17 protein-coding genes are annotated in these 24,813 nt (G+C 57.9%); 9 read left to right on the top strand and 8 right to left on the bottom strand.

The features are described 5' to 3' along the window. The first annotated feature begins 69 nt into the window (after window positions 1-69). Both GGE33_RS25160 and purH read left to right on the top strand, forming a co-directional pair. Window positions 70-1,746: a heparinase II/III family protein gene (locus tag GGE33_RS25160; protein WP_183829643.1), complete on the top strand. Its 1,677-nt coding sequence runs from the start codon at window positions 70-72 to the stop codon at window positions 1,744-1,746. Between the two features lie 83 nt (window positions 1,747-1,829). Continuing rightward, on the top strand, window positions 1,830-3,446 hold the full coding sequence (gene purH / locus GGE33_RS25155; RefSeq protein ID WP_183829592.1) for a bifunctional phosphoribosylaminoimidazolecarboxamide formyltransferase/IMP cyclohydrolase: 1,617 nt from the start codon (window positions 1,830-1,832) through the stop codon (window positions 3,444-3,446). A 9-nt stretch (window positions 3,447-3,455) separates the two neighbouring features. Here the strand turns inward: purH and GGE33_RS25150 are convergent, their stop codons facing one another. Both GGE33_RS25150 and GGE33_RS25145 read right to left on the bottom strand, forming a co-directional pair. Next, window positions 3,456-4,856, bottom strand: a complete 1,401-nt coding sequence (locus GGE33_RS25150; RefSeq protein WP_183829589.1) for an MFS transporter — start codon at window positions 4,854-4,856, stop codon at window positions 3,456-3,458. Window positions 4,857-4,971: 115 nt separating this feature from the next. Next, complete coding sequence (locus tag GGE33_RS25145) at window positions 4,972-9,732, bottom strand: NAD-glutamate dehydrogenase (RefSeq protein WP_183829586.1); 4,761 nt, start codon at window positions 9,730-9,732, stop codon at window positions 4,972-4,974. Between the two features lie 298 nt (window positions 9,733-10,030). Between GGE33_RS25145 and GGE33_RS25140 the strand changes: the two genes are divergently transcribed. After that, the gene (locus GGE33_RS25140; protein ID WP_183829583.1) at window positions 10,031-10,714 is read left to right on the top strand and encodes a carbonic anhydrase; all 684 of its coding nucleotides are present in this window, start codon (window positions 10,031-10,033) and stop codon (window positions 10,712-10,714) included. 3 nt (window positions 10,715-10,717) lie between these two features. Here GGE33_RS25140 and GGE33_RS25135 read toward each other — a convergent pair whose 3' ends face one another. Next, window positions 10,718-11,527: a lytic murein transglycosylase gene (locus GGE33_RS25135; protein ID WP_183829580.1), complete on the bottom strand. Its 810-nt coding sequence runs from the start codon at window positions 11,525-11,527 to the stop codon at window positions 10,718-10,720. Between the two features lie 186 nt (window positions 11,528-11,713). After that, window positions 11,714-12,748, bottom strand: coding sequence for an aspartate-semialdehyde dehydrogenase (locus GGE33_RS25130; RefSeq protein WP_148143793.1), 1,035 nt, complete (start codon window positions 12,746-12,748; stop codon window positions 11,714-11,716). A gap of 469 nt (window positions 12,749-13,217) precedes the next feature. On the opposite strand from GGE33_RS25130, the gene GGE33_RS25125 reads away from it, so the two are divergent. Next, window positions 13,218-14,915: an MFS transporter gene (locus GGE33_RS25125; RefSeq protein WP_183829576.1), complete on the top strand. Its 1,698-nt coding sequence runs from the start codon at window positions 13,218-13,220 to the stop codon at window positions 14,913-14,915. 65 nt (window positions 14,916-14,980) lie between these two features. Here the strand turns inward: GGE33_RS25125 and leuB are convergent, their stop codons facing one another. The 3 genes from leuB to GGE33_RS25110 form a co-directional block, all read right to left on the bottom strand. After that, window positions 14,981-16,090 carry a 3-isopropylmalate dehydrogenase gene (gene leuB / locus GGE33_RS25120; RefSeq protein ID WP_183829573.1) on the bottom strand — a complete coding sequence of 370 codons (1,110 nt, stop codon included), beginning with the start codon at window positions 16,088-16,090 and terminating at the stop codon, window positions 14,981-14,983. A 108-nt stretch (window positions 16,091-16,198) separates the two neighbouring features. Further along, complete coding sequence (gene leuD / locus GGE33_RS25115; protein WP_148143790.1) at window positions 16,199-16,804, bottom strand: 3-isopropylmalate dehydratase small subunit; 606 nt, start codon at window positions 16,802-16,804, stop codon at window positions 16,199-16,201. Window positions 16,805-16,926: 122 nt separating this feature from the next. After that, the gene (locus GGE33_RS25110; RefSeq protein WP_183829570.1) at window positions 16,927-17,154 is read right to left on the bottom strand and encodes a hypothetical protein; all 228 of its coding nucleotides are present in this window, start codon (window positions 17,152-17,154) and stop codon (window positions 16,927-16,929) included. Between the two features lie 106 nt (window positions 17,155-17,260). On the opposite strand from GGE33_RS25110, the gene GGE33_RS25105 reads away from it, so the two are divergent. Then, the gene (locus tag GGE33_RS25105; RefSeq protein WP_183829567.1) at window positions 17,261-18,154 is read left to right on the top strand and encodes an HpcH/HpaI aldolase/citrate lyase family protein; all 894 of its coding nucleotides are present in this window, start codon (window positions 17,261-17,263) and stop codon (window positions 18,152-18,154) included. After that, window positions 18,151-18,357, top strand: coding sequence for a DUF1737 domain-containing protein (locus GGE33_RS25100; RefSeq protein ID WP_183829564.1), 207 nt, complete (start codon window positions 18,151-18,153; stop codon window positions 18,355-18,357). The genes GGE33_RS25105 and GGE33_RS25100 overlap by 4 nt, the downstream gene beginning before the upstream one ends. 11 nt (window positions 18,358-18,368) lie before the next feature. On the opposite strand, the gene GGE33_RS25095 is transcribed toward GGE33_RS25100, so the two are convergent. Further along, window positions 18,369-18,806, bottom strand: a complete 438-nt coding sequence (locus GGE33_RS25095; RefSeq protein WP_148143786.1) for a metallopeptidase family protein — start codon at window positions 18,804-18,806, stop codon at window positions 18,369-18,371. A 172-nt stretch (window positions 18,807-18,978) separates the two neighbouring features. On the opposite strand from GGE33_RS25095, the gene GGE33_RS25090 reads away from it, so the two are divergent. Genes GGE33_RS25090 through GGE33_RS25080 form a run of 3 tightly spaced genes read left to right on the top strand, consistent with a single transcriptional unit; the run spans window position 18,979 to window position 24,777 of the window. Beyond that, entirely contained in the window at window positions 18,979-19,896 is a 918-nt protein-coding gene (locus tag GGE33_RS25090) for an ImuA family protein (protein WP_183829561.1), read from the top strand. Then, window positions 19,868-21,355 (top strand): Y-family DNA polymerase, encoded by a 1,488-nt coding sequence (locus GGE33_RS25085; RefSeq protein ID WP_343062674.1) that lies wholly within the window; start codon window positions 19,868-19,870, stop codon window positions 21,353-21,355. The genes GGE33_RS25090 and GGE33_RS25085 overlap by 29 nt, the downstream gene beginning before the upstream one ends. Further along, window positions 21,352-24,777, top strand: coding sequence for an error-prone DNA polymerase (locus GGE33_RS25080; RefSeq protein ID WP_183829558.1), 3,426 nt, complete (start codon window positions 21,352-21,354; stop codon window positions 24,775-24,777). The genes GGE33_RS25085 and GGE33_RS25080 overlap by 4 nt, the downstream gene beginning before the upstream one ends. Window positions 24,778-24,813: the final 36 nt, after the last annotated feature.

Raw genomic sequence — 24,813 nt, 5'->3', positions numbered from 1 at the left:
TTGCCATCCATCTAAAATTGATTCAGCTGATCTAGCGACAACCATTCCGGCGGAGAAACCAGAGTGACCATGCGGCTCGCCGATCGCCGAAGGCTTCTGGCTTCCGGTATGAAGGAAATGCGGCGGCGTTTGCGCCTCCGCATAGCGCCTTATCGCGTCGCCTTGTCTGCTCCGCTGACATCGGTTCCCGAACGCCTGATCGTTGCCCCGACCGACCTGCGTCCGGTCGATCCCTTCATTGCGCATGAAATTCTCGAGGGGCGCTTTCCGCTGGCGGGGCGGGTGCTCGAGACGCTGGGGGATTCTCCTTTCGAGCTTGAACTGCCTTCACGCGCTTTTGCCGAGCGCCTGCACGGTTTCGGCTGGCTCCGGCATATCAGGGCTGACAGGACCGAAGCCGGTTGCGCTCACGCGCGGCATATTGTGTCGGACTGGATCAACATCCATGGCCGTAGGCGCCGTGGCATCGCTTGGGAGCCGAATGTCGTGGCGACGCGGGTGATTGCCTGGCTGTCCCATTCGACGATCATTCTGCATGCGGCTGAAGCGGGTTTCTACCGGCGGTTCATGAAGAACCTTGCCTACCAGATCAGTTATCTGAGAAAGATCGCCGGCAGCTGCCCGGATGCCGAAAGCCGGCTCAGAGTCAGGACTGCACTAGCGATGGCGTCCCTATCCGTACCGACGCGCGTTACGGGTATAAAGCGGGAAGCAATGCTTCTCGACCGCGAACTCGATCGTCAGATCCTTGCCGATGGCGGGCATGTTTCACGTAATCCGCGCGCGATCCTCGACATCCTGATCGACGTTTTGCCGCTGAGGCAGACCTATATCAATCTCGGCCACGATGTGCCCCACAAGCTCATTCCGGCGATCGACCGCATGTATCCGGCTTTGCGCTTCTTCCGCCACCAAGATGGCGATCTCGCATTGTTCAACGGTGCCGGTTCGACTTCGGCCAGTGAGCTGATGTCGGTCCTGCGTTACGACGAATCCGCCGGGAAGCCATTCAAGGCTTTGCCGCAGATGAATTATCATCGGCTCAGCGCCGACAATACGATTATCATCGCAGACACCGGATGCCCGAGTTCGATCGCGGCATCGAGGGGCGCGCATGCGGGTTGCCTCTCGTTCGAAATGTCGTCTGGCCGCAATCGCTTCATCGTCAATTCCGGCTCGCCGAAATTCGCCAATCGCTTTTACAAGCATCTTGCCCGGTCAACTGCAGCCCACTCGACCGTCATCATCGAAGAAAGATCGTCCAGCCGGGTGATCAACTCGTCCTTTGCCGGCTCTATCCTGCTACCTGGCGTTTCGAAGATCGATGTCGAGCGCTGGGACGACAAGCACGGCAATGACTGGCTGCGCGCACGGCATGACGGCTATGTCGAAAGCTTCGGCTACACTCATGAGCGCGAGATCGCGCTCAGCGCTGCGGGCGACAAGATCAAGGGATGCGACCGGCTGATACCCGAAGAGGGACAAGGCAAGGATAGCCTGACGGCAATCGTGCGTTTTCATATCCATCCGGCGATCAATCTGTTCCGCAGGGATGGCGAAAGCATTGTTCTGGGCGCCCCCGATGGCGAGACCTGGATTTTTGCGGCACCGGGCCTGCATGTGCTGATCGATGAGGACGTCTTCTTCTCCGATGTTTCCGGCATGAGGCCAAGCCAGCAATTGGCGATCGAAGTGCCGCTTCAGGGGCTTCGGGAGATCCGCTGGATGCTGCGGCGGAGCGAATAGGCGTTTCTTCTTTGCGCCAGCTGTGCTAACCGCGGCCCATCCCCTTCCCGCCCCTCTGTGGCAAGCTCTTTCAGGAGAGACCGATGGCCGTTGCTTCCAAGAAAATCCCCGCCCCTGACCGCGTGAAAATCCGCACCGCTCTGCTTTCCGTGTCGGACAAGACCGGCATCATCGAACTGGCGAAGGCGCTTACCGAACAGGGCGTCAGGCTGCTGTCAACCGGCGGCACGCACAAGGCTATCGCGGCAGCCGGGCTTGCCGTCACCGATGTTTCCGAAGTGACCGGCTTTCCGGAAATCATGGACGGCCGCGTGAAGACGCTGCATCCGAATGTTCATGGCGGCCTGCTGTCGATCCGTGACGATGAAGAACATGTCGCGGCGATGAAGCAGCATGGCATCGAGGGCATCGATCTTGCCGTGATCAATCTTTACCCGTTCGAGGAAGTGCACGCTGCCGGTGGCGACTATCCGACGACGGTTGAAAACATCGATATTGGTGGCCCGGCAATGATCCGTGCCTCGGCCAAGAACCACGCCTATGTTGCGATCGTTACCGATCCGGCCGACTATGCGCCGCTGATCGAGGCGCTGAAGGCCAATGGTGGCGAGACGGAATATGCCTTCCGCCAGAAGCTGGCCGCCAAGGCCTATGCCCGCACTGCGGCCTATGACACGGCGATTTCAAACTGGTTTGCCGAAGCGCTCGAAATCGAGACGCCGGCTTACCGGACGATCGGCGGCGTGCTGAAGGAAGCCATGCGTTATGGCGAAAACCCGCATCAGAGTGCCGGTTTCTACGTAACGGGCGAGAACCGTCCGGGTGTTGCGACAGCTCAGCTGCTGCAGGGCAAGCAGCTTTCCTACAACAACATCAACGACACCGACGGCGCCTTCGAGCTGATCGGCGAGTTTTCGGCCGATCAGGGGCCGGCCTGCGCGATCATCAAGCATGCCAATCCGTGTGGTGTTGCCACTGGCTCGACGCTGAAGGACGCTTATCTGCGGGCACTGGCCTGCGACAGCACCTCTGCCTTCGGCGGCATCATCGCGCTCAATCAGCTTCTCGATGGCGAGACGGCGGGAGAGATCGTCAAGCTGTTCACCGAAGTCATCATCGCGCCGGAAGTCTCCGAAGAGGCAAAGGCGATCATCGCCAAGAAGCCAAACCTTCGCCTGCTCGTTACAGGCGGCCTGCCTGATCCGCGTTCGCGTGGCATTACCGCAAAGACGGTTGCCGGCGGCCTTCTCGTCCAGAGCCGCGACAGCGGCGTGATCGAAGATGTCGAGCTGAAGGTCGTCACCAAGCGCGCGCCGACGGTGACCGAGATGGAAGACCTGAAGTTCGCCTACAAGGTTGCCAAGCACGTCAAGTCGAACGCTATCGTCTATGCCAAGGAAGGCCAGACGGCGGGTATCGGCGCCGGCCAGATGAGCCGTATCGATTCCGCCCGGATCGCCGGCCTGAAAGCTGAGGATGCGGCCAGGGCGATGGGTTGGGCAGAGCCGATGACCAAGGGTTCGGCGGTTGCTTCGGAAGCCTTCTTCCCGTTCGCGGACGGCCTGCTTTCGGCGATTTCGGCCGGTGCTACCGCCGTCATCCAGCCGGGCGGTTCGATGCGCGATGCGGAAGTTATTGCCGCTGCCGACGAGCATAACGTCGCCATGGTCTTCACCGGCATGCGTCACTTCCGGCATTAAAGTGGCAACTTACTTAGCCGGAGTCTCTCCGGCTTTGTCGGCCGGGTATGGTGTTGCAATCAGCAGCGCCAGCCCCGCCACGAGGAAGATCAGCAGCGTTGCCATGCCAAGATGGGCGGAGCCCGTGGCATAGGTGACGATGGAGAAGGATAGGGTGGCGAGAAAGCTCGTCGCCCGTCCCGACAGTGCATAGATGCCGAAATAGCGCCCGGCTTCATCAAGTTCGATCGACCGCGCCAGATAGGAGCGCGACGAGGCCTGTACCGGGCCGAAGGCAATGCCGATCAACAGGCCGAACAGGACATAAGCCTTTTCCGCCGCGGTGCCGAACCAGCCCTGATTGTCTTCCAGAGATAATGGAACCATCCCGAAAAGCACACTGCCCGGATTGGTGGAGATGATGCCGAGCGTTGCTATGAGCAACAGGACAAGGCTGATCAGCACGACGGTCTTGGACCCTAGCACCCTGTCCAGCGCACCTGCCGCGATACAGCCGAAGATGGCGACGACGTTGAGGATGATGCCGTAAAGGCCGATCTCGATCGTCGCCCAGCCGAACATGCCGGCGGCAAAGACACCGCCGAGGATGAGCAGGCCGTTGACGCCATCCTGATAGAGCATGCGGGCAATCAGGAAGCGGGTGATGCCCCGACGCCGCCGCAACTCGCCAAGCGTGCCGCGCAGCTCCGTCAGGCCGGAGCGGACGGCGGCTGCCAGGGGTAGGCCCTTTTTCGCATCCGGCGTGAAGAGGAACATCGGCAGGATGAATACGAGATACCAGATCGCTGCAATCGGGCCGGTGATGCGGGCATCCTCGCCGAGCGCCGGATCAAGGCCGAGAAGCGGGGGGATGCCGATCAGCGTCAGGCCGGTTTCGGGATTTGCGGCAAGCAGCGTCACGACGGCGATCAGCACGATCATGCCACCGAGATAGCCGAGACCCCAGGCGATGTTGGAAATCCTGCCGACCTTATCCCTGGAGACGAGGCGCGGCATCATGGAATCGTTGAAGACGATGGAGAATTCCGCCGCGATCGAGGCGAAGATCATCAGGGTGATCGGCAGGATCAGCGGGGAGCCGGGTGCGGCGAACCACAACATCAGCAGACACGCGATCTTCACGGCGGCAAAGCTTGCGATCCACGGCTTGCGTGCACCGGACTGATCGGCGATCGAGCCGAGAACCGGCGACAGGATGGCGATGACGATCGAAGAGACCGTCGCCATGTTGCTCCATGCCGCCTGGGCCGAGATCGGGTCGTCGGTCAGACGCGCGACGAAATAGGGGCCGAAGATGAAGGTCGTGACAACGGTGAAGAAGGGTTGCGCCGCCCAGTCGAACAGCATCCAGCCCCAGATACCGCGCCGGCTCGTTTTCGCCGGCGCTTTATCGATGTCGTGACCTCCCATCCAGTCCCTCGCGCTGGAGTACTTCCGCCTTTCTTTGAAAAGCGAAATTACTCTATCTCTTTATTTCACCGCAATTCCGGACGCAAAACCGGTTTCCACTTTTGCTGGAATTGCTCTATGCCAGACGACCGTGCGCGAGGTCTCCAAGCAGGCCGGCCGCGACGGAGATCTTGGGCAAGGTCAGGTCGCCGCTATCGCTGAGTGCCATCAGTTCGGCTCCTATGCGGTTCACACGCACGCGATCGGCGGCAATCCAGGCCTGTACCGGCTTCTTGTCCTTCCGATGTTCCGTGAGCGCCGTAATGACGATGTCACGCCGCGCGGAGGCAAGCTGCTGCAGACCACGGGAGAGCGCAAGGCTCTCGTAGTGGTCCGACGTGCTGATCCTTTCACCGGCAACGATCAGACGGTTGACACGGAAGGTCTTGGTGACGCCGAAATAGCTTTCGGCGGCGCGCGCCATGCTCTCGCCGGTTCGGTCGGCAATCAGCATGATTTCCGGAGCGATGACGAGAGCGGACAGCGTGCGGATCTCGGCGATCAGGCTTGCCGGAGCGCCCTGAGCCTCAAGTTCAGCTGCAAGCGGCGCCGTTTCGGCAATCACTTCCTCGGTCATTGTGCCATGCAGGCCCTTGATTGCAGACTTCAGCCTTGCAACGGCCTCGGTCAGGGGAGCCGCGCTGATCTGCGTCTGAAGCGCGAGATAGGTGCCTATGGTGATGATGCGGTTGATCTGCGCATGCAGATCGTTCTGAACCGATCCGGGGATGCGATTGTCCAGCGTATCGACCTCGGCCCAGAGGCGCGGCAGGTCGAAGCCGTCTCGGATCAGGAAGATCGCCTTCACGACATTCGCTGCGGTTGCGCCGGTCATGTCGCTCATCATCTGGATGAAGCCGGGACCGCCGCGGTTCACCGCTTCGTTTGCAAGTGCGGTCGCGACGATTTCGCGATGCAGGCGATGGTTTTCGATATCGCCGGCATAGGGTTTTTGCATCTTGGCCGGGAAATAGGCCTTGAGAATCGCCGCAAAATACGGGTCGTCAGGAATTACGCTTTCGAGAAGCGCATCGAAGAGAACGATCTTCGAATAGGAGAGCAGAACGCCGATTTCCGGGCGGGATAGCGGCTTGCCTGCCGCATAACGCTCGGCCAGCTCCGCATCGTCCGGCAGGGTTTCGACCTTGCGGTTGAGTTTGCCCTGGCCTTCCAGCACGGACATCATACGGGAGAGCTGTTCGCGGTTGCCGATGCCCCTGCGTTCGATCAGCGAGATCGACAGAGGCTGGAGATAGTTGTTGCGAAGTACCAGTTCCGCCACTTCGTCCGTCATCGAGGCCAGAAGCTTGTTGCGCTTGTCACGCGGTAGGCGACCGTCCTGCATGGCCGCATTGAGTGCGATCTTGATATTGACCTCGACGTCGGAGGAGTTGACGCCGGCGGAATTGTCGATCGCATCGGAGTTGCATCGTCCGCCAGCGAGCGAATAGGCAATGCGGCCCTTCTGGGTGACACCGAGATTGGCGCCCTCGCCGATCACCTTAGCGCGCACTTCTCCAGCCGTGACGCGGATGGGGTCGTTAGCGCGATCGCCGACCTCCGTATCCGTCTCGGCGGCTGCGCGGATATAGGTGCCGATGCCGCCGAACCAGAGGAGATCGGCTTCGCTCTTGAGGATCGCCGTCATGATCTCGAACGGCGTGGCCGTCGTCTTGTCGAGGCCGATCGCCGATGCCGCCTGTTTGGTCAGCTTTACCGATTTTTCTGAGCGTGAAATGATCATCGCACCTTCGGACAGCGTGCTGCGATCATAATCCTGCCAGCTTGAGCGCAGCAGGGCGAACATGCGGGTTCGCTCCTTGAAGGATTTCTGGATATCCGGATCAGGATCGATGAAGATATCACGGTGATCGAAGGCGGCGATCAGGCGGATTTTTGGCGAGAGCAGCATGCCGTTGCCAAAAACGTCACCGGACATGTCGCCAACGCCGACGACGTTGAAGGGGGTCGTCTGGATGTCGACATCCATTTCACGGAAATGCCGCTTGACGGCTTCCCATGCACCGCGGGCGGTAATGCCCATCTTCTTGTGATCGTAACCTGCCGATCCGCCGGAGGCGAATGCATCGTCCAGCCAGAAGCCGGCTTCCTGCGCCAGCCCATTGGCGGTGTCGGAGAAGGTTGCGGTGCCTTTGTCGGCGGCGACGACGAAATAGGGGTCGTCACCATCGATGCGGATCGTGTCCTTCGGTCCGACGATCTCGCCCTCGATAATGTTATCGGTGATCGACAGAAGCGTGCGGATATAGGTCTTGTAGGCTTCCTTGCCGACATTGAAGACTTCGTCGCGCGAGCCACCGGCGGGCAGCATTTTCGGGAAGAAGCCACCCTTGGCGCCGACCGGCACGATAACGGCGTTCTTCACTTGCTGGGCCTTGACCAGGCCAAGCACTTCGGTCCGGTAATCTTCGCCGCGATCCGACCAGCGCAGGCCGCCGCGGGCGACCTTGCCAAAACGCAGGTGCACGCCTTCGACCTCGGTGCCGTAGACGAACATCTCACGGAAGGGCCGAGGCTGCGGCAGGCCGTCGAGAAGCTCGGGGTCGAACTTGAAGGCCAGCATTCTCTTCGGTGCGCCGTTTTCATCGCGCTGGAAGTAGTTGGTGCGCAGCGTCGAATCGATGGCGTTGACGAAGCGCCTCAGCGTGCGATCCTCGTCGAGGCTGGGAACCGCCGAAAGGCCGATCTCGATAGCGCCATGAAGCTGTACCAGTTTCTTCGTCCGAGCCTTTTCGGCAAGATCCGGGTCGAAACTTGTCTGGAAAAGCTTGAAGATGGTCGCCGCCGCTTCGGGATATTTTACCAGCGTATCTGCGATATAGGCCTGGGAATAGACGATGCCGGTCTGGCGCAGATAACGGGCATAAGCGCGCAAAACCGTGGTTTCGCGGGCAGAGAGGCCGGCAAGCAGAACGAGGCGGTTGAAGCCGTCATTGTCGACCGATCCCTCGAATGCCAGAAGAAACGCCTCTTCAAGAAGTGGGCCTTCCTGCGAAAGATCGATCTCGCGCCCATCACGGAGCTGCAGTTCCATGTCATGCAGGACGATCAATTTAGCGTCCGGGCCGACGTGGATTTCGAAGGTCTGCTCGCTGACCACCCGGAAGCCAAGGTTTTCCAGAAGCGGCACGCGGCGCGACAGCGACAGGTGATGATCGCCGTGGAAAATCTTGAGGGAAATGCTGTTAGCCTCATCCGCCGGGCGCTTGTAGAATTCGATACGGATGGCTTCGCCAGAGGCGCAGGCGGCAATGTCCGGCAGATCGGCAAAGGTTTCCTCCGGCGTGAAGGCCTCTTGGAAAGCAGTGTTCACCGAAAGCCGGGGGCCATGTTCGGCCAAGAGAGAGAACTGCTCTTCCCATGGCGTGGAGATCAGGCGGATCGCTTCCTCGAGCTTCGCCTGGCTTATGCGGGGCGTCTTGCCGCCGCGGCGCCCGATGATGAAATGGACGCGTGCCACACCCCCTTCGGGGAAAGCGGGATAATAGGCCGATACGTGGCCCTCGAATACGCGCGCCAGATAGGCGCCGACCTTTTCCCGGACCAGTGAATTATAGTCCTCGCGCGGCACGTAAACGATGGTCGAGACGAAGCGGTCGAAATGATCGATGCGGGCGAGAGCGCGAACACGCGGCCTCTCGCTCAGCTCCATGATCTGTTCGCAGAATTTCGCCAGAAGGTCGGTATCGATCTGGAAGAGATCGTCACGCGGATAGGATTCGAGCGTGTTTTCCAGCATCCGGCCGGAATGACTATAGGGATCGAAACCGAAATGCTGGTCGATGCCTTCGACCTTTGTTCTCAGCAGCGGAATTTCGCGCACGGACTGGGTATAAGCTGTTGCGGTGAATAGGCCGACAATCCGCAGTTCCCCGACGACGTGACCGTTCTCATCAAAGCGTTTCACACCGATATAATCCATATAGGCGCGACGATGGACGACGGATTTTACGTTGGCCTTGGTGACAATGAGAAACTGTGGCCCATCGAGAAATTCGAGAATTTCCGGCGTGGTCGTTACCTGATCCTTGCCTTGGCGCAAAACCAGCACATCCGGATCTGAGAGCATGCCGAGGCCCCTGCCCTTGCCGCGTTCCACGGTCGCCTTGGATCCCTTGCCGGAGTAGACGTATTCACGCATTCCGAGGAAGGTGAAATTGTCGTCCCGCAGCCAATCGAGGAAGGCCAATGCCTCTTCGCGATTGGCGCCCTTGCGTGGTTTGGCATTCAAAAGCTGCTTGGCGGCGCCATCCATGGTGTCGAGCATGGCGGACCAATCGGTGATCGACAGATGCACCTGATCGAGGATGAAGCGAATGCGCTCGATCAGAAGATTGGCCTGCTCCTCGTTCAACTGAGCGATATGCAGCTGGATGAGGCTGACCTGATGGGCTGGATCGGTCGGCTCGTCATTGCTGCGTAGCACTGGCTCCTTGCCCGGTTCGATCGTCAAGATCGGGTGCACGGCCATGACGATACCACGATGGCTGGCTGTTACTTCGCCCATCACGGAATCGAACAGGAACGGCATGTTCCGGTCGATCACGGTCAGAACCCAGACGGCTATTCCGTCCGGCTCGACACCGGGTATCTGGGTGACGGTGATATCGGCACGGACACGGTTCCACGCTTTGACGCGGGCTGCAGCATGCGCTGCGGCGATCCCGAGCATTTCCGGGGTATAGCTTGTAAGATCGTCGTCGCTTGCGCGCCCGAACAGAATGGCTGGATCGAGAAAGTCCTTGCCTACCTTGCTCGCGAATGAACGCGCCCCATCCATCTGCTTGCTGCGCTTGGGGCTATTCTTCCAGACCATGATCTCTCCCTTTTCTGGCTGAATGCTGCAGAGAACGGCGCGAATCCGTCCACATCGGAGCAATTAGCACTGTTTTGCTCATCAATCTTGACAGGAATTGGCAAAGAATTGTTGCCACGACAATAAAATCGATTTTTTCAGCATGTGATCATGAATATAGCGCTTCCTCGCCACATACCCTCATAGGATCTGTAAATAGGGCCAATTCAAAAGGCTATGAGGCCAAAGCTATTGAGCAACCGGATTGCGCGTAACGGGCCGTTGATCTTGGTTCAAAGGCATAATATTCGTAGCCCTCATGACCTATTTCCCAGCCAAACTGCTTGCGGGCTACCGCAACTTCATGAGCGGACGCTATATTGACGAGCGCGAGCGTTACCGTGTTCTCGCCGAAAATGGACAAAAGCCTCACACGCTGCTGATTGCCTGTTGTGACTCCCGCGCCGCGCCGGAAACGATTTTCGATTGTGGTCCGGGAGAGCTTTTCGTAGTTCGCAACATCGCCAACATGGTGCCGCCCTATGAGCCGGACAGCCAGTTCCATGGCACGTCTGCGGCGCTCGAATACGCCATTCAGGTTCTGAAGATCCGCGATATCGTGGTCATGGGCCATGGTCGCTGCGGCGGTATCCAGGCGGCACTAGACCCAACGCTTGAGCCGCTTTCACCCGGCGATTTCATAGGCAAGTGGATCGGGCTTGTCAGGCCCGCGGCCTCGCAGATCCAGAGTAATGACCTGATGACGGCGTCGGAGCGTCAGACGGCGCTCGAGCGGGTCTCCATCCGCAATTCGATCGCCAATCTGGCGAGTTTCCCGTTTATCAAGACTTTGACCGAAAAGGGTGAACTCTCGGTTCACGGCGCCTGGTTCGACATATCGAGTGGAGAACTTTGGGTGATGAATGAGAAGGGCGACTTCATGCGCCCGGATCTCGAAGCAGAACTGGCGCCCCTCCAGGAGGACGAAGCGCCAGCCCCCTGATGCTTATTTACCGTCGATCTGCGCGCCCATATAGGCGATGGCGCGCTGATAGACCGTTGCTGCATTCCAGCCCTGGATGGCTACGAAGCTCGGTTCGCCTGGCTGGTAGCCGGCGCCGTTCACCCAGCCATGGCCCTTCAGGAAGTTCGCGGTGGATGCAAGCGCATCGGCACGCGAGCCAACCATATCGATATGGCCGTCGCCATCACCATCGGCACCGTAACGAATGACGTTGAGTGGAAGGAACTGGGTCTGGCCGATTTCGCCATGGGCGGCGCCCTTGGCGGTCGTGCTCAGATCGCCGCGGGCGACAAGTTTGAGCGCAGCATAGAGCTGTTCGGTGAAATAATCCGAGCGACGGCAATCATAAGCAAGCGTTGCCACGGCGGACAGTGTGTGCTGGTTGCCCATGAAACGGCCAAAGCCGGTTTCCATGCCCCAGATGGCGATGATCGGACCGGCGGGCACGCCATAACGGCGTTCGAGGCGGTCGAAGAGCCCCGCATTGGCCGCCTTCATCTTCTTGCCTTGCGAGATGATGGTCGTGGCGCCACGCCTTTTCAGGAATTCGTCGAAGGAAAGCTTGAAGCTCTTCTGGCCACGATCGGCGCTGATGGTCGGGCGATTGTAGGAAACGTTGGCGAACGCACGATCAAGCACAGCCGGGCTGATACCGTTTGAAGGAGCAACGCTCTTGAAATCCTGCACCCAGCGATCGAAGCCGGATGAATCATTGCCGCATTGCTGCGCAGCAGCTGGGCCTGCAATAGCCAATGTAGTGAAGGCCAGTCCTGCGAGTAGAAGCTTTTTCATGCTTTAATCCGTGTTTGCCGTTCAGCGGCGGTGCATCCCTACCCCACTATTCATTGCAAACGCGGCCGGTTGCAAGAAAACACCGCCCCGGCACCATGAATAGTTCGTGAGGACATCCTTACGAAAAGAAAACCCCGCCCAATGGCGGGATTTTCTAAATCGATATGCTTAACAATTTCTGATTTTTCAGGCTGCAGCCTGGCGCGGCTTGATGAGGCCACGGTTGACCAGCAATTCTGCGATCTGGATGGCGTTCAAGGCAGCGCCCTTGCGCAGGTTATCGGAGACGACCCAGATGTTGAGGCCGTTCTCAACCGTTGCATCCTCGCGAATACGGGAGATGTAGGTCGCATCTTCGCCGGCGGATTCGACCGGTGTGATGTAGCCACCATTCTCATGCTTGTCGATGACGAGGCAGCCTGGTGCTTCGCGCAGGATGTCACGCGCCTGATCGGCAGTGATCTCGTTTTCGAACTCGATGTTGACCGATTCGGAGTGACCGATGAAGACCGGAACGCGAACTGCGGTGCAGGTTACCTTGATCTTCGGGTCGAGCATCTTCTTGGTCTCGGCGAGAACCTTCCACTCTTCCTTCGTATATCCGTCTTCCATGAAGACATCGATATGCGGGATGACGTTAAAGGCGATGCGCTTGGTGAACTTCTTCGATTCGATCGGATCGGCAACGAAGACGGCACGCGTCTGGGTGAAGAGTTCGTCCATGCCTTCCTTGCCGGCGCCGGAGACCGACTGGTAGGTGGAGACGACGACGCGCTTGATCTTGGCGAAATCATGCAGCGGCTTCAGTGCCACGACGAGCTGGGCAGTCGAGCAATTCGGGTTTGCGATGATGTTCTTCTTGGTGAAGCCAGAGACCGCATCCGGGTTTACTTCTGGAACGATGAGCGGCACTTCGGCATCATAACGCCATGCGGACGAGTTATCGATGACGACGCAGCCCTGCGCTCCGATCTTCGGCGACCACTTCTTGGAAACATCGCCGCCGGCGGACATCAGGCAGATGTCGGTCGTCGAAAAATCGTAGTTTTCCAGGTTGGAAACCTTGAGCGTCTTGTCGCCGAAGGAGACCTCGGTGCCCTGTGAACGGGCAGAAGCCAGCGCAACAACCTCAGAAGCCGGAAAGCCGCGCTCTGCCAGGATGTTCAGCATTTCCCGGCCGACATTGCCGGTAGCACCGGCGACTGCAATCTTGAAACCCATGTCTATGCTCTCTTTCTGTCTCTCCTCGGTCTTGTGAGGGGGAAGCCGAGCCATTTGGCACGGTGTTCCTTGTCCCCGGCCTTACCGGGGAGAGAGCGGCGGCCAGAGACGTCAGACGGTTTTCGTCGTCGTTTTGGCCATGGTTTTGGAGAAAGCGAAAAAACGCTGTCCGGCTTGATCAGCCGGCAGGCAAGATGCAGCGATGTCAAAGTCGCAGGCGATCATTTGGGCGTTTTCCCGTTCGCGCATGTGTTTAGAACATTTTGGAATGGAGTCAAGCTGCGTGGAGCATCCATGCGGCCTCGCTTGAAAGCTGCTCTTTAGACGAAAGTCATAATCCCAAAGCATCACTCACCGGATGTCCTGATTTCTGTCAATCTGAGAGCATCGCGTTACGGTTGTTTTGGCAAAGGAGGAAAGGCCAAAACAGTTACTAGGGCGCGTGGTTTCACCTTGTGGGAGGACGACAATGGCAAATGTCGCAACGGCGGCTGATAGCAGAACAAAGCCGATGACGCCCGAAGAGAGGAAGGTGATCATCGCCTCCTCGCTCGGTACTGTGTTCGAGTGGTACGATTTCTATCTTTACGGAACGCTGGCTGCGATTATCGGCAAGCAGTTCTTCTCGCAATTCCCACCGGCGACGCAGGCGATTTTCGCACTCCTGACATTTGCCGCAGGCTTCCTGGTCCGGCCGTTCGGCGCCCTGGTCTTCGGTCGCCTCGGTGACCTGGTTGGCCGAAAATACACATTTCTTCTCACCATCCTGATCATGGGCCTATCGACCTTCGCTGTCGGTCTTCTGCCGAGCTATGACCAGATCGGTGTCATTGCCCCCATCATTCTTGTGCTGCTTCGCATGGCTCAAGGCCTGGCGCTGGGTGGCGAATATGGCGGTGCGGTGGTCTATGTTGCCGAGCATTCGCCGCGCAACAGGCGCGGTTTCTACACTGCCTGGATCCAGACCACGGCCACATTGGGCCTGCTTCTGTCACTGTTCGTGATCGTGACCTTGCGCATGAATCTCGGTGAGGAGGCATTCCAGACGACGCAGCCGATCTTGTTCGGCCTTCAGGGCGGATGGCGCATTCCCTTCCTCCTGTCGATCATCCTGCTCATCATCTCGATCTACATTCGTCTGCAGATGCATGAATCACCGCTCTTCAAAAAGATGAAGGAAGAAGGAACCCAGTCGAAGGCGCCGCTTTCTGAAGCTTTCGGCACCTGGAACAACGGCAAGATCGTGCTGATCGCGCTGTTCGGCCTCGTGATCGGTCAGGCGGTTGTCTGGTATACGGGGCAGTTCTATGCCCTGTTCTTCCTGCAGACCGTGCTGAAGGTCGATCTTCTCACTGCCAACGTGCTGATCGCCTGGGCGCTGATCATCGCTACCCCCTTCTTCCTGGTGTTCGGTTCGCTCTCTGACCGGATCGGACGCAAACCGGTGATCCTGGCGGGCTGCATCCTTGCGGCAGCGACTTACTTTCCGCTGTTCAGTGCGCTAACAACGGCTGCCAATCCGACCTATGCCAACGCTATCGAGACAGTGAAGGCAGAGGTATCGGCTGATCCCGCTACTTGCGGCTCGCTGTTCGACCCGGTCGGGATTCGCACCTTCACGACACCTTGCGACGTGATGCGCCGAACCATGTCGCAGCAGGCCTTCCGCTATACACAGGTGAGCGCACCTGCCGGTTCGCCGGCCCAGCTCATCATCAACGGCGGTACCCCGATCGTCTTCACGGATGCTCCGGCTTTCAGTGCAGCGCTCGGTCCTGCCATGGTGGCGGCCGGCTATCCGGCAGCCAATGACCCGGCAAAGGTCAAGGTCGACGGGTTCTTCGCTGCGCTTGCCAACGGTCAGTCGCTGAAAATCATCGCAATCCTGACGGTCATGGTCATCTATGTGACCATCGTCTACGGCCCGATCGCTGCTGCACTTGTCGAGTTCTTCCCAACCCGCATCCGCTATACGGCCATGTCACTGCCTTACCACATTGGTAACGGCTGGTTCGGTGGCCTGCTGCCGGCCACCTCCTTTGCGATCGTCGCCTCCACCGGCGATATCTTCGCAGGTCTTTGGTATCCGGTTATCTTCGCGCTCTTGACGGTCGTTATCGGCGTCCTGTTCGTCCGCGAGAAACGGGACGTCGATCTCGCGAATTGAGGCCACCAGACAGAAAAAAGGCCCGGCACGATGTGCCGGGCCTTTTCCAGTTGTATTTCGCCCGTTCAGGCAGTAAGAGCCTGGAATTCCTTGAGAATGGCATCGCCCATCTCGGTCGTGCCGACCTGGCGGCAACCTTCCCCCATGATGTCGCCGGTGCGGATGCCCTTGTCGAGAACCGTGGCGATCGCCTTTTCGAGATGATCGGCTTCCGCAATCATGTTGAACGAATAACGCAGGCACATGGCGAAGGACGCGATCATCGCGATCGGGTTCGCGATTCCCTTTCCGGCGATGTCCGGTGCCGAACCGTGAACGGGTTCATACATGGCCTTGCGCTGGCCGGTCTTGGCATCCGCTGCACCAAGCGAGGCGGAAGGCAGCATGCCGAGCGAACCGGTCAGCATGGCGGCCACATCCGACAGCATATCGCCGAAGAGATTGTCGGTGACGATGACGTCAAACTGTTTTGGGGCGCGCACCAGCTGCATGCCGCCGGCATCGGCCAGCATATGCTCCAGCTTGACGTCCGAATAGGAGCGCTTGTGGGTTTCGGTCACGACCTGGTTCCACAGAACGCCGGACTTCATGACATTGCGCTTTTCCATCGAGCAAACGGTATTCTTGCGCGTGCGGGCAAGCTCGAAGGCAACACCGGCGATACGTTCGATCTCGTAAGTGTCGTAAATCTGGGTGTCGATACCGCGTTTCTGGCCGTTGCCGAGATCGATGATTTCTTTCGGCTCACCGAAATAAACGCCGCCGGTCAGCTCGCGAACGATGAGGATGTCGAGGCCTTCGACGAGTTCCGGTTTCAGCGACGAAGCGGAGGCCAGTGCCGGGTAGCAGATTGCCGGGCGCAGGTTGGCGAAAAGCTCCATATCCTTGCGCAGGCGCAGGAGGCCGGCTTCCGGACGAACTTCATAAGGAACCGCATCCCATTTCGGGCCACCGACGGCACCGAACAGAACGGCATCCGCCGCCATTGCCTTGGCCATGTCCTCTTCGGAAATCGCAACGCCGTGTGCATCATAGGCGCTACCGCCGACAAGGCCTTCGTCGAGCGAGAAATCGGCCTTCATCGCATAGTTCATGTAGGCGATGATTTTGCGCACTTCGCCCATGGCTTCAGGGCCGATACCGTCACCGGGAAGAAGGAAGAGGTTCTTTGCCATTCGTCTGCTGTCCTTGCAGGTTCTGCAGGCTCACAATCCCTCACGCAGCATTGCTGCGCCTGGAAAACCCCTTATCCGAGCCTGCCGCAGGACAAGGGGCCTTATCCATTAGAGCCAAGGACGATCGCTGCGGTTCTTCGTCTCGAAGCTCGCGATTGCAGCATCGCTTTTCAGCGTCGAGGCAATGTCATCCAGTCCTTCAAGAAGGATCTGGCGACGACCGGCGTCGATATCGAAATGAAGACGGCCACCATCCGGGCCGGTGATTTCCTGGGCTTCGAGATCGACCGTCAGGATGGCATTCGAGCCACGCTCTGCGTCATCCATCAGCTTTTCCAGATCTTCGGGGCTAACGACGATCGGCAGGATGCCGTTCTTGAAACAGTTATTATAGAAAATATCGGCGAAGCTGGTGGAAATCACGCAGCGGATGCCGAAATCCAGCAATGCCCAGGGAGCGTGTTCGCGGGACGAACCACAGCCGAAATTGTCGCCGGCAACGATGATTTTGGCATCGCGATAAGCCGGTTTATTCAATACGAAATCAGGATTCTCGGAACCATCCTCGCGATAACGAGCCTCGGCGAACAGGCCCTTTCCAAGACCAGTGCGCTTGATCGTCTTGAGATAGTCCTTCGGAATGATCATGTCGGTGTCGACATTGACAACCGGAAGGGGGGCGGCAACGCCCGTCAGCTTTTCGAATTTTTCCATGATCGGCCTCCACGAAGACTTTATAGCGCTGCCATAAAGTATTTTCGGGAGAATTTGAAGTCCGATTCAGTACCAATCGGTACGCCGCTTGGTGGCGACCGTGATCCGCTTGGTTTCAGGGCTTACATGTCGATGATGGTACCGCGACCGTCGTTCCAGACGCGCATCTCACTGTGCCCGCTCTTGGCACGAACCGGCACAGGTTTCAGTTTGTTCGAGAGCATCTTTCCGATGGAAAGAATGGCAAGCGTTCCCATGAATGCAATCGTCAGCGATGCCGTCAAAAGAGCTGCTGCAGCGAGCAGGGCAATTGCCGTGACGATAACGAAAAAGGACCGAATGTTTTGCATGTCCAAACCTTTCTTCATATGAAAATGTGGGCCTTGTCATCCCCGCTTGCAAGAGGCTCATTCGGGTTTGATTGCCGGGATCGCAAAATATTGGCAAAAGAAGGCGATGGAGTTCTTGAAAAATCATATTGCGCCGGTTCGTCGTTCGCTTCTCAGCGTTCCTGCCTACAATAAGCGTGCCTTGGAAAAAGCGCCGGGCCTTGATTGCGATGGCGTGATCTACGACCTCGAAGATTCCGTTGCGCCCGAGAAAAAGGCGGAAGCGCGCGACAATCTTGCGAAGGCTTTCTCGCAACAGCACCTGTCGCTTCAGGAGCGGATCATCCGCATCAATCCGCTCGAAAGCGGGTTCGGGGAGGATGATCTGAAACTGGTTGCGCAGATCCTGCCGGATGCGGTTGCTCTTCCCAAGGTCGAACATGCCGACGAAATCGCTGCGGTGGGCGATATGCTTGCCAGGTTTGCTCCGGCGAGATCGATCGCTTTGTGGGCGATGATCGAGACGCCGAAAGGTGTTTTGAATGCAGCTTCGATTGCGGTGGCCGAGAACGGCCCGGAATGCCTTGTGGTCGGCTCGAATGACCTGCGCAAGGAGACCGGGGTTCCGGCGCAGCCGGGGCGGGCCTATCTGGTGCCATGGCTGATGCAGATCGTGCTTGCCGGCCGTGCTCATGGCGTCGATGTAATCGACAGCGTGTTCAACGATTTCAAGGACGATGCCGGATTTGCCGCCGAATGTGCACAGGGCAGGGCAATGGGCTTTTCAGGGAAAATGCTCATCCATCCGGCGCAGATCGACATTGCCAACCGGCATTTCGGACCGGACGCACAAGCCATCGCTCAGGCGGAGGCGATCGTTTCAGCTTTCGAACGACCGGAGGCGCAAGGCCTCAACGTTATCAACCTTGATGGAAAAATGATCGAGCGCCTTCACTTCGAGGAGGCTAAGACACTTCTGGCGCAGGCCGCCATGATTTTTGCAAGAAAGAAGTCCCAATGAAACTTTATCGACTGCTGACTGCTCCGGACGATGCCTCATTCTGCCATAAGGTGACGGCCGCCCTGAACAATGGATGGGAACTTTACGGTTCGCCGACCTATGCCTTCAACGCTGCAACCGGAATCATGCAGTGCGGTCAGGCGGTGACGAAGACCGTAGAGGGCAAGGATTATCATCCGGATATAAAGCTCGGCGAACAATAAGATGCCGCTGGTCAGCGCTGGGCCGCATTCTCGGCGCTGGCTTCGATCCGCTCCATGTCCTCGTCGCTCAGGCCGAAATGGTGGCCGATTTCATGGATCAGGACATGGGTGATGATGTCGCCCAGGGTTTCCTCGTTTTCAGCCCAGTAGTCTAGGATCGGGCGGCGGTATAGCCGGATCCGGTTCGGAAGTTCTCCCGTTTCCACGGTAAACCGTTCGGAAATTCCACGCCCTTCGAAAAGGCCAAGCAGATCGAACGGCGTTTCAAGCGCCATGTCCTCGAAAACGTCATCATCCGGGAAATCTTCGATCTCAATGGTGAGATTGGTGGTGAGGGCCCTGAATTCTTCCGGAAGATGACCATAGGCATCGATCGCAAGCGACTCGAACGTGCTTATCGTTGGCGCATGGCGATCCTGCCAGTCGTCGGTTTGGTCAATGCGAGCCATTGGTTCTCCCTTTGTGAGAGACATATAAGGCCGATGATCCTTTTTTTCGAGATAAGAATCATCGCTATAGCAAATGAGGAAAAGATTCCTCTCCGGTGATGATTGACTCTCCTGCCGAGCTCTGGAATCTATAAGAACATAAAGTGAACATTTAGGACGGAGAGCTGACGCCATGGCCCATGCAGCCGCGGCGCAGGAGAAGCTATTTGCCCTGCGCGAACAGATCGCCAGATTGGAAGGCAGAAGTCTGCCGGCAATGGCGGCGGCGAAGATGGAGAATTTTGCCGCCCGATCGGGTGGTGAAGAGAAATTGTCCTTCGATATCGCGGCTCTCGATGATGCATTGAGCGGCGGTCTGCCGCTCGATTGCATTACCGAAATCCGTTCCGGATCATTTTCCGATGCTGGCGCGGCAACCGGCTTTTCCCTTTCGCTTGTCGGGCTGATGAAGGCGCGCAAGGCCGCTACAGGTCCGATGTTATGGATTGCTGACGGGTTTACCGCTGGCGAAATGGGTATTCCTTATGCTGGAGGCATCAGGCAGTTCGGCATCGATTCCCGGACGATATTTCATGCATCGCCTCGCAGGCTGGAGGATGCCCTGTGGCTTGCGGAAGGCGCGCTTGAAAGCAAGGCGTTTATGGCGACGATCCTTGAAGTTCATGCAAATCCCAAATCCTTTGGCTTGGCTGAAAGCCGAAGGCTCAGTCTCCGGGCAAAGGCGGCAGGGCGGCCGCTTTTCCTGCTGCGGCATGCAGGGAAGGAGGAGACCAGCAGTGCTTCCGTGCGTCTCCTTGTCGAGCCGGCTCCGGCTCTGGAGCGACCCCTCCCGGATGGCAGCATGCTTGGCGGCAGCATCGGGCATCCAGTTTTCAACATCACCCTGGAGAAGAGCCGAAATCCGGCCCCTCTCAGCTTTCGTCTGGAGTGGAACCTTCATGACCGCCAATTTCATCTTGCCCGAGATCGAGGAAAATCTTCTTTCCACAAGTTGCCAGCGCATCTTGGCGCTTCACTTTCGGTATCTGCCGACCGACAGGATCGCGCGAAAGCTCTGGGGGATGTCGTGGCGTTCGAAAGGGCGTCCTGACCGTCCTCCGATCATCTGTGCCGGCAGGCGCGATAACGCATTGCGGCTGGTTGCAATCGATGAAGTGGCGCAGACACGCAGCCTGAAGCGAGGGCAGGGGCTTGCCGAAGCGCGAGCGATGTACCCCGACATCGATGTCTTTGACGAGGATGAAAGAGCCGATTTTGCTCTCCTGGAGGCGATAGCCGACTGGTGTGATCGTTACACGCCGCTTGTTGCCTTGGACGGAAAGGATGGGCTCTTCCTCGATATTACCGGCTGCACCCATCTTTTCGGAGGAGAGGATGCGATGCTTCGAGATATTCTTGCCCGGCTTTTTCAGATGGGTTTCGACGTGCGTGGATCGATTTCGAGCACGCCGGGCCTGTCCAGCGCGATCAGCCGGTTTGGGCACGGCGGAGTGATCGCAAGGGAGGGTATGGCGTCCGCGCTGGGCGCCTTGCCCGTGCACGCGCTTCGTCTCGATGAAAAAACGGTTGCTTCACTTTTGAAGCTTGGCCTGAAACGTGTTGCAAATCTGATGTCCATGCCAAGGGCACCGCTTGTCCGCCGGTTTGGTGCGCAATTGCTGATGCGGCTCGACCAGGCACTGGGAACGAACGAGGAAGCCATATCGCCACGACGTCCGGTGGCGCCGCTTTCCGCCGAGCGCCGGTTGGGCGAGCCGATCCAGACGCAGGAGGATATTCTCGGGATGACAGCCGAGATTGCATCATCCCTCAGGCTGAGCCTGGAAAATCGTGGTGCCGGCGGCAAGGTGTTCGAACTTGTTCTCTTCCGCGTCGACGGGCGGGTATTTCGGATTTCGGCAGGCGCTTCCCGTCCGTTGAGAGATCCGAAGCGGATCTCCGGCCTGTTTTCAGAGCGCCTCAATGCCATTCATGACGATCTGGATGCAGGTTTCGGCTTCGAACTGTTGCGTCTCAACGTGTTGCAACATGATGTTTTCGATGCGCTTCAAGCGGATTTTTCAGGAGAGGAGGGGCGGGAGACATCGCTTGCGGATTTCATCGACAGGGTTTCCGCCCGGTTCGGCGCAGGTTGTCTCCAAGTCTATCAGCATCAACAAAGCCACATTCCGGAACGTGCCGAAATCTTCCTTCCGGCGATTGCAGCACTGGAAAGGCCGCCTGAGCGCAGCGAAGCTATGCTATTCCTGCCGCAAGCCGATCGCCCCTTGCGGCTTTTGCGCAGCCCAGAGCCTGTCGAGGCTTTTGCAGCCCTCGTCCCCGATGGTCCGCCGCAGCAATTCCGCTGGCGGCATGTGATGCACATTGTCACCCGAGCCGAGGGGCCGGAGCGGATCTCACCGGAATGGTGGATCGACGACGAGAAGGCAAAGGAACGCGACTATTTCCGTCTCGAAAGCGAATTGGGACGGCTTTTCTGGGTTTTTCGGCTTGGTCGTTACGGGGATGATCCGCCTCCGACATGGCGTATCCATGGGGTCTTCGCATGATAGATGAACCCAGATTTTTCGAGATCGGCGCCAAGACGAACTTCTCCTTTCTTGAAGGAGCGGCGAGACCTGAAGAGATGGTCTTATCCGCCAGCGTTCTTGGTCTTTCCGGATTGGGGATTGCCGATCGCAATTCCGTTGCCGGTGTGGTGCGGGCCTATAATCAGTTCAAGGAAATGACCGCAGTTTTCGAGCGGCAGAAGGAAAAAGGCACGGAAGTCGGTGAGGACGAAGCCATCGCACCCTGTCGGTTTCAGCCCGGTGCCAGGCTCGTTTTTGCAGACGCTACGCCGGATATTCTTGCCTACCCGAAGAACCGGAAGGGCTGGGCCAATCTTTGCCGGCTGCTCAGTACCGGTAATCTGAGAGCGGAGAAGGGGGCCTGCATTCTGGAAGAGTGGGATCTTCTGGAATGGTGTGACGAGATGATGCTGGCGGTCGTGCCGGATTTTTCCCGCGCCGAAGACAAGGCCTATCTGGCGCATATCGATGAGCGGCTTGGCTCTTATAAGAAAAGATTCCGCAAAAACATCTACCTTGCCCTGTCGCCAACCTATGACGGGCGAGATCCCTTCGTCTTTGCGGCTTTTTCCCGGATCGCGCGGAGTAATCTCGTGCCGCTAATTGCGACGAACCTCCCGATCTTTAGCCTGCCTTACCGGCGCTCGTTGGCAGATGTGGTGACCGCCATTCGTCACCATGTGACGATACAGGAAGCGGGCTTTCGGCTTGCTCCGCATGGAGATCGGCATCTCAAGCCGGCATACGAGATGGCGCGGCTCTTCCATGCCTATCCGGATGCGGTGGAGAACACGGCTGCATTTTTCGACAGGTTGAGTTTCTCACTCAAGGAACTGGAGCATAATTATCCGGACGAAAGCGTGCCGGGAGAGACCGTTTCGGAAACGCTCGAGCGGCTGACATGGGAGGGGGCAACACGTCGTTATGGGCAGAAGATACCAGAAAAGGTTTCCGGGCAAATCCGGTACGAACTCGATCTCATCAAGGAGATGCAATACGAGCCTTATTTCCTGACTGTCCGCCATATCGTGTGGCATGCGCGTTATGCGCTGAAAATCCTGTGCCAGGGGCGGGGATCTGCTGCCAATTCGACGGTCTGTTACTGTCTGGAGATCACGGAAGTTGATCCGAATTTAACCCCCCTGCTGTTCGAGCGCTTCATATCAACAGAGCGGAACGAGCCGCCGGATATCGATGTCGACTTCGAGCACGGCCGGCGCGAAGAGGTCATCCAGTATATTTACAGCCATTACGGTTATCGCCATGCTGGGCTGACTGCAGCAGTGACAAGCTACCGGACCCGTATGGCCGGTCGTGAAGTCGCCAAGGCCTTTGGATTGTCGGAAGATGTTCAGGCCGCACTTTCGAGCACCGTCTGGGGCTGGTCGGAGGACGGACTTTCGGAGCGTGACGCCAAGGTTGCCGGCCTCGATGTCACTGATCCTCTGACGAAGAAGGTCATTGCCCATGCCCAAGAATTGATGGGCTTTCCGCGACACCTGACCCAGCATGTCGGCGGATTTCTCATTACGCGTGACAGGCTCGACGAGGTGGTGCCGATCATGAAAACGGCGATGCCGGGCCGCTACATGATTGAATGGGACAAGGACGATCTCGATACGCTTCATCTCCTGAAGATCGATGTTCTGGCGCTGGGCATGCTGACCTGTCTGAGAAAAGCCTTTGAACTTTTGCGGCATCACTACGACCGCGAAGAAACGCTGGCTGGCCTTCTGAAAAAGGATAAGGATTCGAACGTCTATGAGATGATCTGCCGGGCCGATACGATCGGTGTCTTTCAGATCGAAAGCCGGGCGCAGATGAGCATGTTGCCGCGACTGCGGCCGAAAGAATTTTATGATCTTGTGATCGAGGTAGCGATTGTGCGGCCGGGACCGATCCAGGGCAATATGGTTCATCCTTATCTGAAGCGCCGAGAGATGAGGAATGCCGGCAAAGAAATCCCCTATGAGCGACCTGAGTTGAAAGAGGTTCTGGAACGGACGCTCGGCGTGCCACTCTTTCAGGAACAGGCTATGCAAATCGCCATCAAGGCAGCCGGTTTTCCGCCGGAGAAGGCTGACCAGTTGCGCCGATCAATGGCGACCTTCAAGCGTTCGGGACGTGTGAGTGAATTCGAGCGCGATTTCATCGCAGGCATGCGAAAAAACAAATACAGGGAAGAATTCGCGAAGCAGTGCTTCGAGCAAATCAAGGGATTTGCCGAATACGGATTTCCGGAAAGCCATGCGGCGTCATTCGCTTTGCTCGTCTATGCGTCTTCTTGGATCAAGACATATTATCCGGATGTCTTCTGCGCGGCCTTGCTGAACTCCCAGCCCATGGGCTTTTATGCGCCGGCGCAGCTGATCCGGGATGCGCGTGAGCATGGCGTGAGTGTGTTTCCGGTCGATATCAATCGGTCGGAATGGGACTGTACGCTGGAGGCGGCACCATTTGATCCGGTCAGGGTAGACCGGCGCCATGCGAGCATGCGGGATGTCATCAAGATCCGCTACGGAATAAGGCTCGGCTTTCGCCAGGTCAAAGGTCTGAGCGAAGATGATATGCGGGACAAGCTTACGGCCAGGCGCGATGAAGGCTACCAGAGCATTCATGACCTCTGGCTTCGGTCCGGGCTGGACAAGGCCAGTCTCGAGCGGCTTGCCGATGCCGATGGTTTCGGTTCGATCGGCTTGAGCCGCCGTCAGGCATTATGGGCGGTGAGGGGGCTGGATATGAAAGCTGCTCTCAACCATGCTAACTTGTTCGAGAGAGCCGGGCCTGCGGATCTTCGGCCAGAGCCCCAGGCTCATCTGCCCCTGATGTTGCCGGGAGAAGAGGTGATCGAGGATTATCGTCATCTGTCGCTTTCCCTCAAGGCCCATCCGGTCTCCTTCATGCGCGAGGAATTCCGCTCTATGGGCATTGTGCCAAGCGTTGATCTTCTCAACATCCGAAATGGCCAGCGGGTAACGATCGGCGGCATCGTGTTGGTGAGACAGCGCCCCGGATCGGCAAAAGGCGTAATCTTCATAACGCTCGAAGATGAAACGGGTGTTGCCAATGCGATTGTCTGGCCGAAGACTTTTGAAAAATATCGTTCCGTTGTCATGGGCGCACGATTGGTGAAGATCCGGGGGAGGCTGCAAAGCCAGAGCGGGGTCATTCATACGGTCGTCGAGCATATCGAGGATATGACGCCGATGCTGGGCCTGCTGCAGAAGGAAGCCAGACGTTTCGGAGACCCAAAATCCGATGAGGCTATCAAGTCCGGCGGTGGATCGTGGAAACCCAAGGCGCATTCCATTGGCTTGCCCCTTAAGCAAATTTCCGATCCCATAGATCCACAAGGGACCGATCCGGCGCAAGTCATGCCTAAAGGGCGAAATTTTCATTAAATTCTCTCATTGCCGCATTCCTCAACGTAACAGATC

The sequence above is a fragment of the Aliirhizobium cellulosilyticum genome (genome assembly GCF_014198105.1).
Classification (GTDB): domain Bacteria; phylum Pseudomonadota; class Alphaproteobacteria; order Rhizobiales; family Rhizobiaceae; genus Neorhizobium; species Neorhizobium cellulosilyticum.
Note: the sequence above shows the minus strand (reverse complement) of the source record. Positions and strands in the feature narration are given on the sequence as shown.

Coding starts and splice junctions, on each gene's coding strand:
- GGE33_RS25160 (WP_183829643.1), top strand. CDS start 70: ATGCGGCTCGCCGATCGCCGAAGGCTTCTGGCTTCCGGTATGAAGGAA.
- purH (WP_183829592.1), top strand. CDS start 1,830: ATGGCCGTTGCTTCCAAGAAAATCCCCGCCCCTGACCGCGTGAAAATC.
- GGE33_RS25150 (WP_183829589.1), bottom strand. CDS start 4,856: ATGGGAGGTCACGACATCGATAAAGCGCCGGCGAAAACGAGCCGGCGC.
- GGE33_RS25145 (WP_183829586.1), bottom strand. CDS start 9,732: ATGGTCTGGAAGAATAGCCCCAAGCGCAGCAAGCAGATGGATGGGGCG.
- GGE33_RS25140 (WP_183829583.1), top strand. CDS start 10,031: ATGACCTATTTCCCAGCCAAACTGCTTGCGGGCTACCGCAACTTCATG.
- GGE33_RS25135 (WP_183829580.1), bottom strand. CDS start 11,527: ATGAAAAAGCTTCTACTCGCAGGACTGGCCTTCACTACATTGGCTATT.
- GGE33_RS25130 (WP_148143793.1), bottom strand. CDS start 12,748: ATGGGTTTCAAGATTGCAGTCGCCGGTGCTACCGGCAATGTCGGCCGG.
- GGE33_RS25125 (WP_183829576.1), top strand. CDS start 13,218: ATGGCAAATGTCGCAACGGCGGCTGATAGCAGAACAAAGCCGATGACG.
- leuB (WP_183829573.1), bottom strand. CDS start 16,090: ATGGCAAAGAACCTCTTCCTTCTTCCCGGTGACGGTATCGGCCCTGAA.
- leuD (WP_148143790.1), bottom strand. CDS start 16,804: ATGGAAAAATTCGAAAAGCTGACGGGCGTTGCCGCCCCCCTTCCGGTT.
- GGE33_RS25110 (WP_183829570.1), bottom strand. CDS start 17,154: ATGCAAAACATTCGGTCCTTTTTCGTTATCGTCACGGCAATTGCCCTG.
- GGE33_RS25105 (WP_183829567.1), top strand. CDS start 17,261: ATGGAGTTCTTGAAAAATCATATTGCGCCGGTTCGTCGTTCGCTTCTC.
- GGE33_RS25100 (WP_183829564.1), top strand. CDS start 18,151: ATGAAACTTTATCGACTGCTGACTGCTCCGGACGATGCCTCATTCTGC.
- GGE33_RS25095 (WP_148143786.1), bottom strand. CDS start 18,806: ATGGCTCGCATTGACCAAACCGACGACTGGCAGGATCGCCATGCGCCA.
- GGE33_RS25090 (WP_183829561.1), top strand. CDS start 18,979: ATGGCCCATGCAGCCGCGGCGCAGGAGAAGCTATTTGCCCTGCGCGAA.
- GGE33_RS25085 (WP_343062674.1), top strand. CDS start 19,868: ATGTCGTGGCGTTCGAAAGGGCGTCCTGACCGTCCTCCGATCATCTGT.
- GGE33_RS25080 (WP_183829558.1), top strand. CDS start 21,352: ATGATAGATGAACCCAGATTTTTCGAGATCGGCGCCAAGACGAACTTC.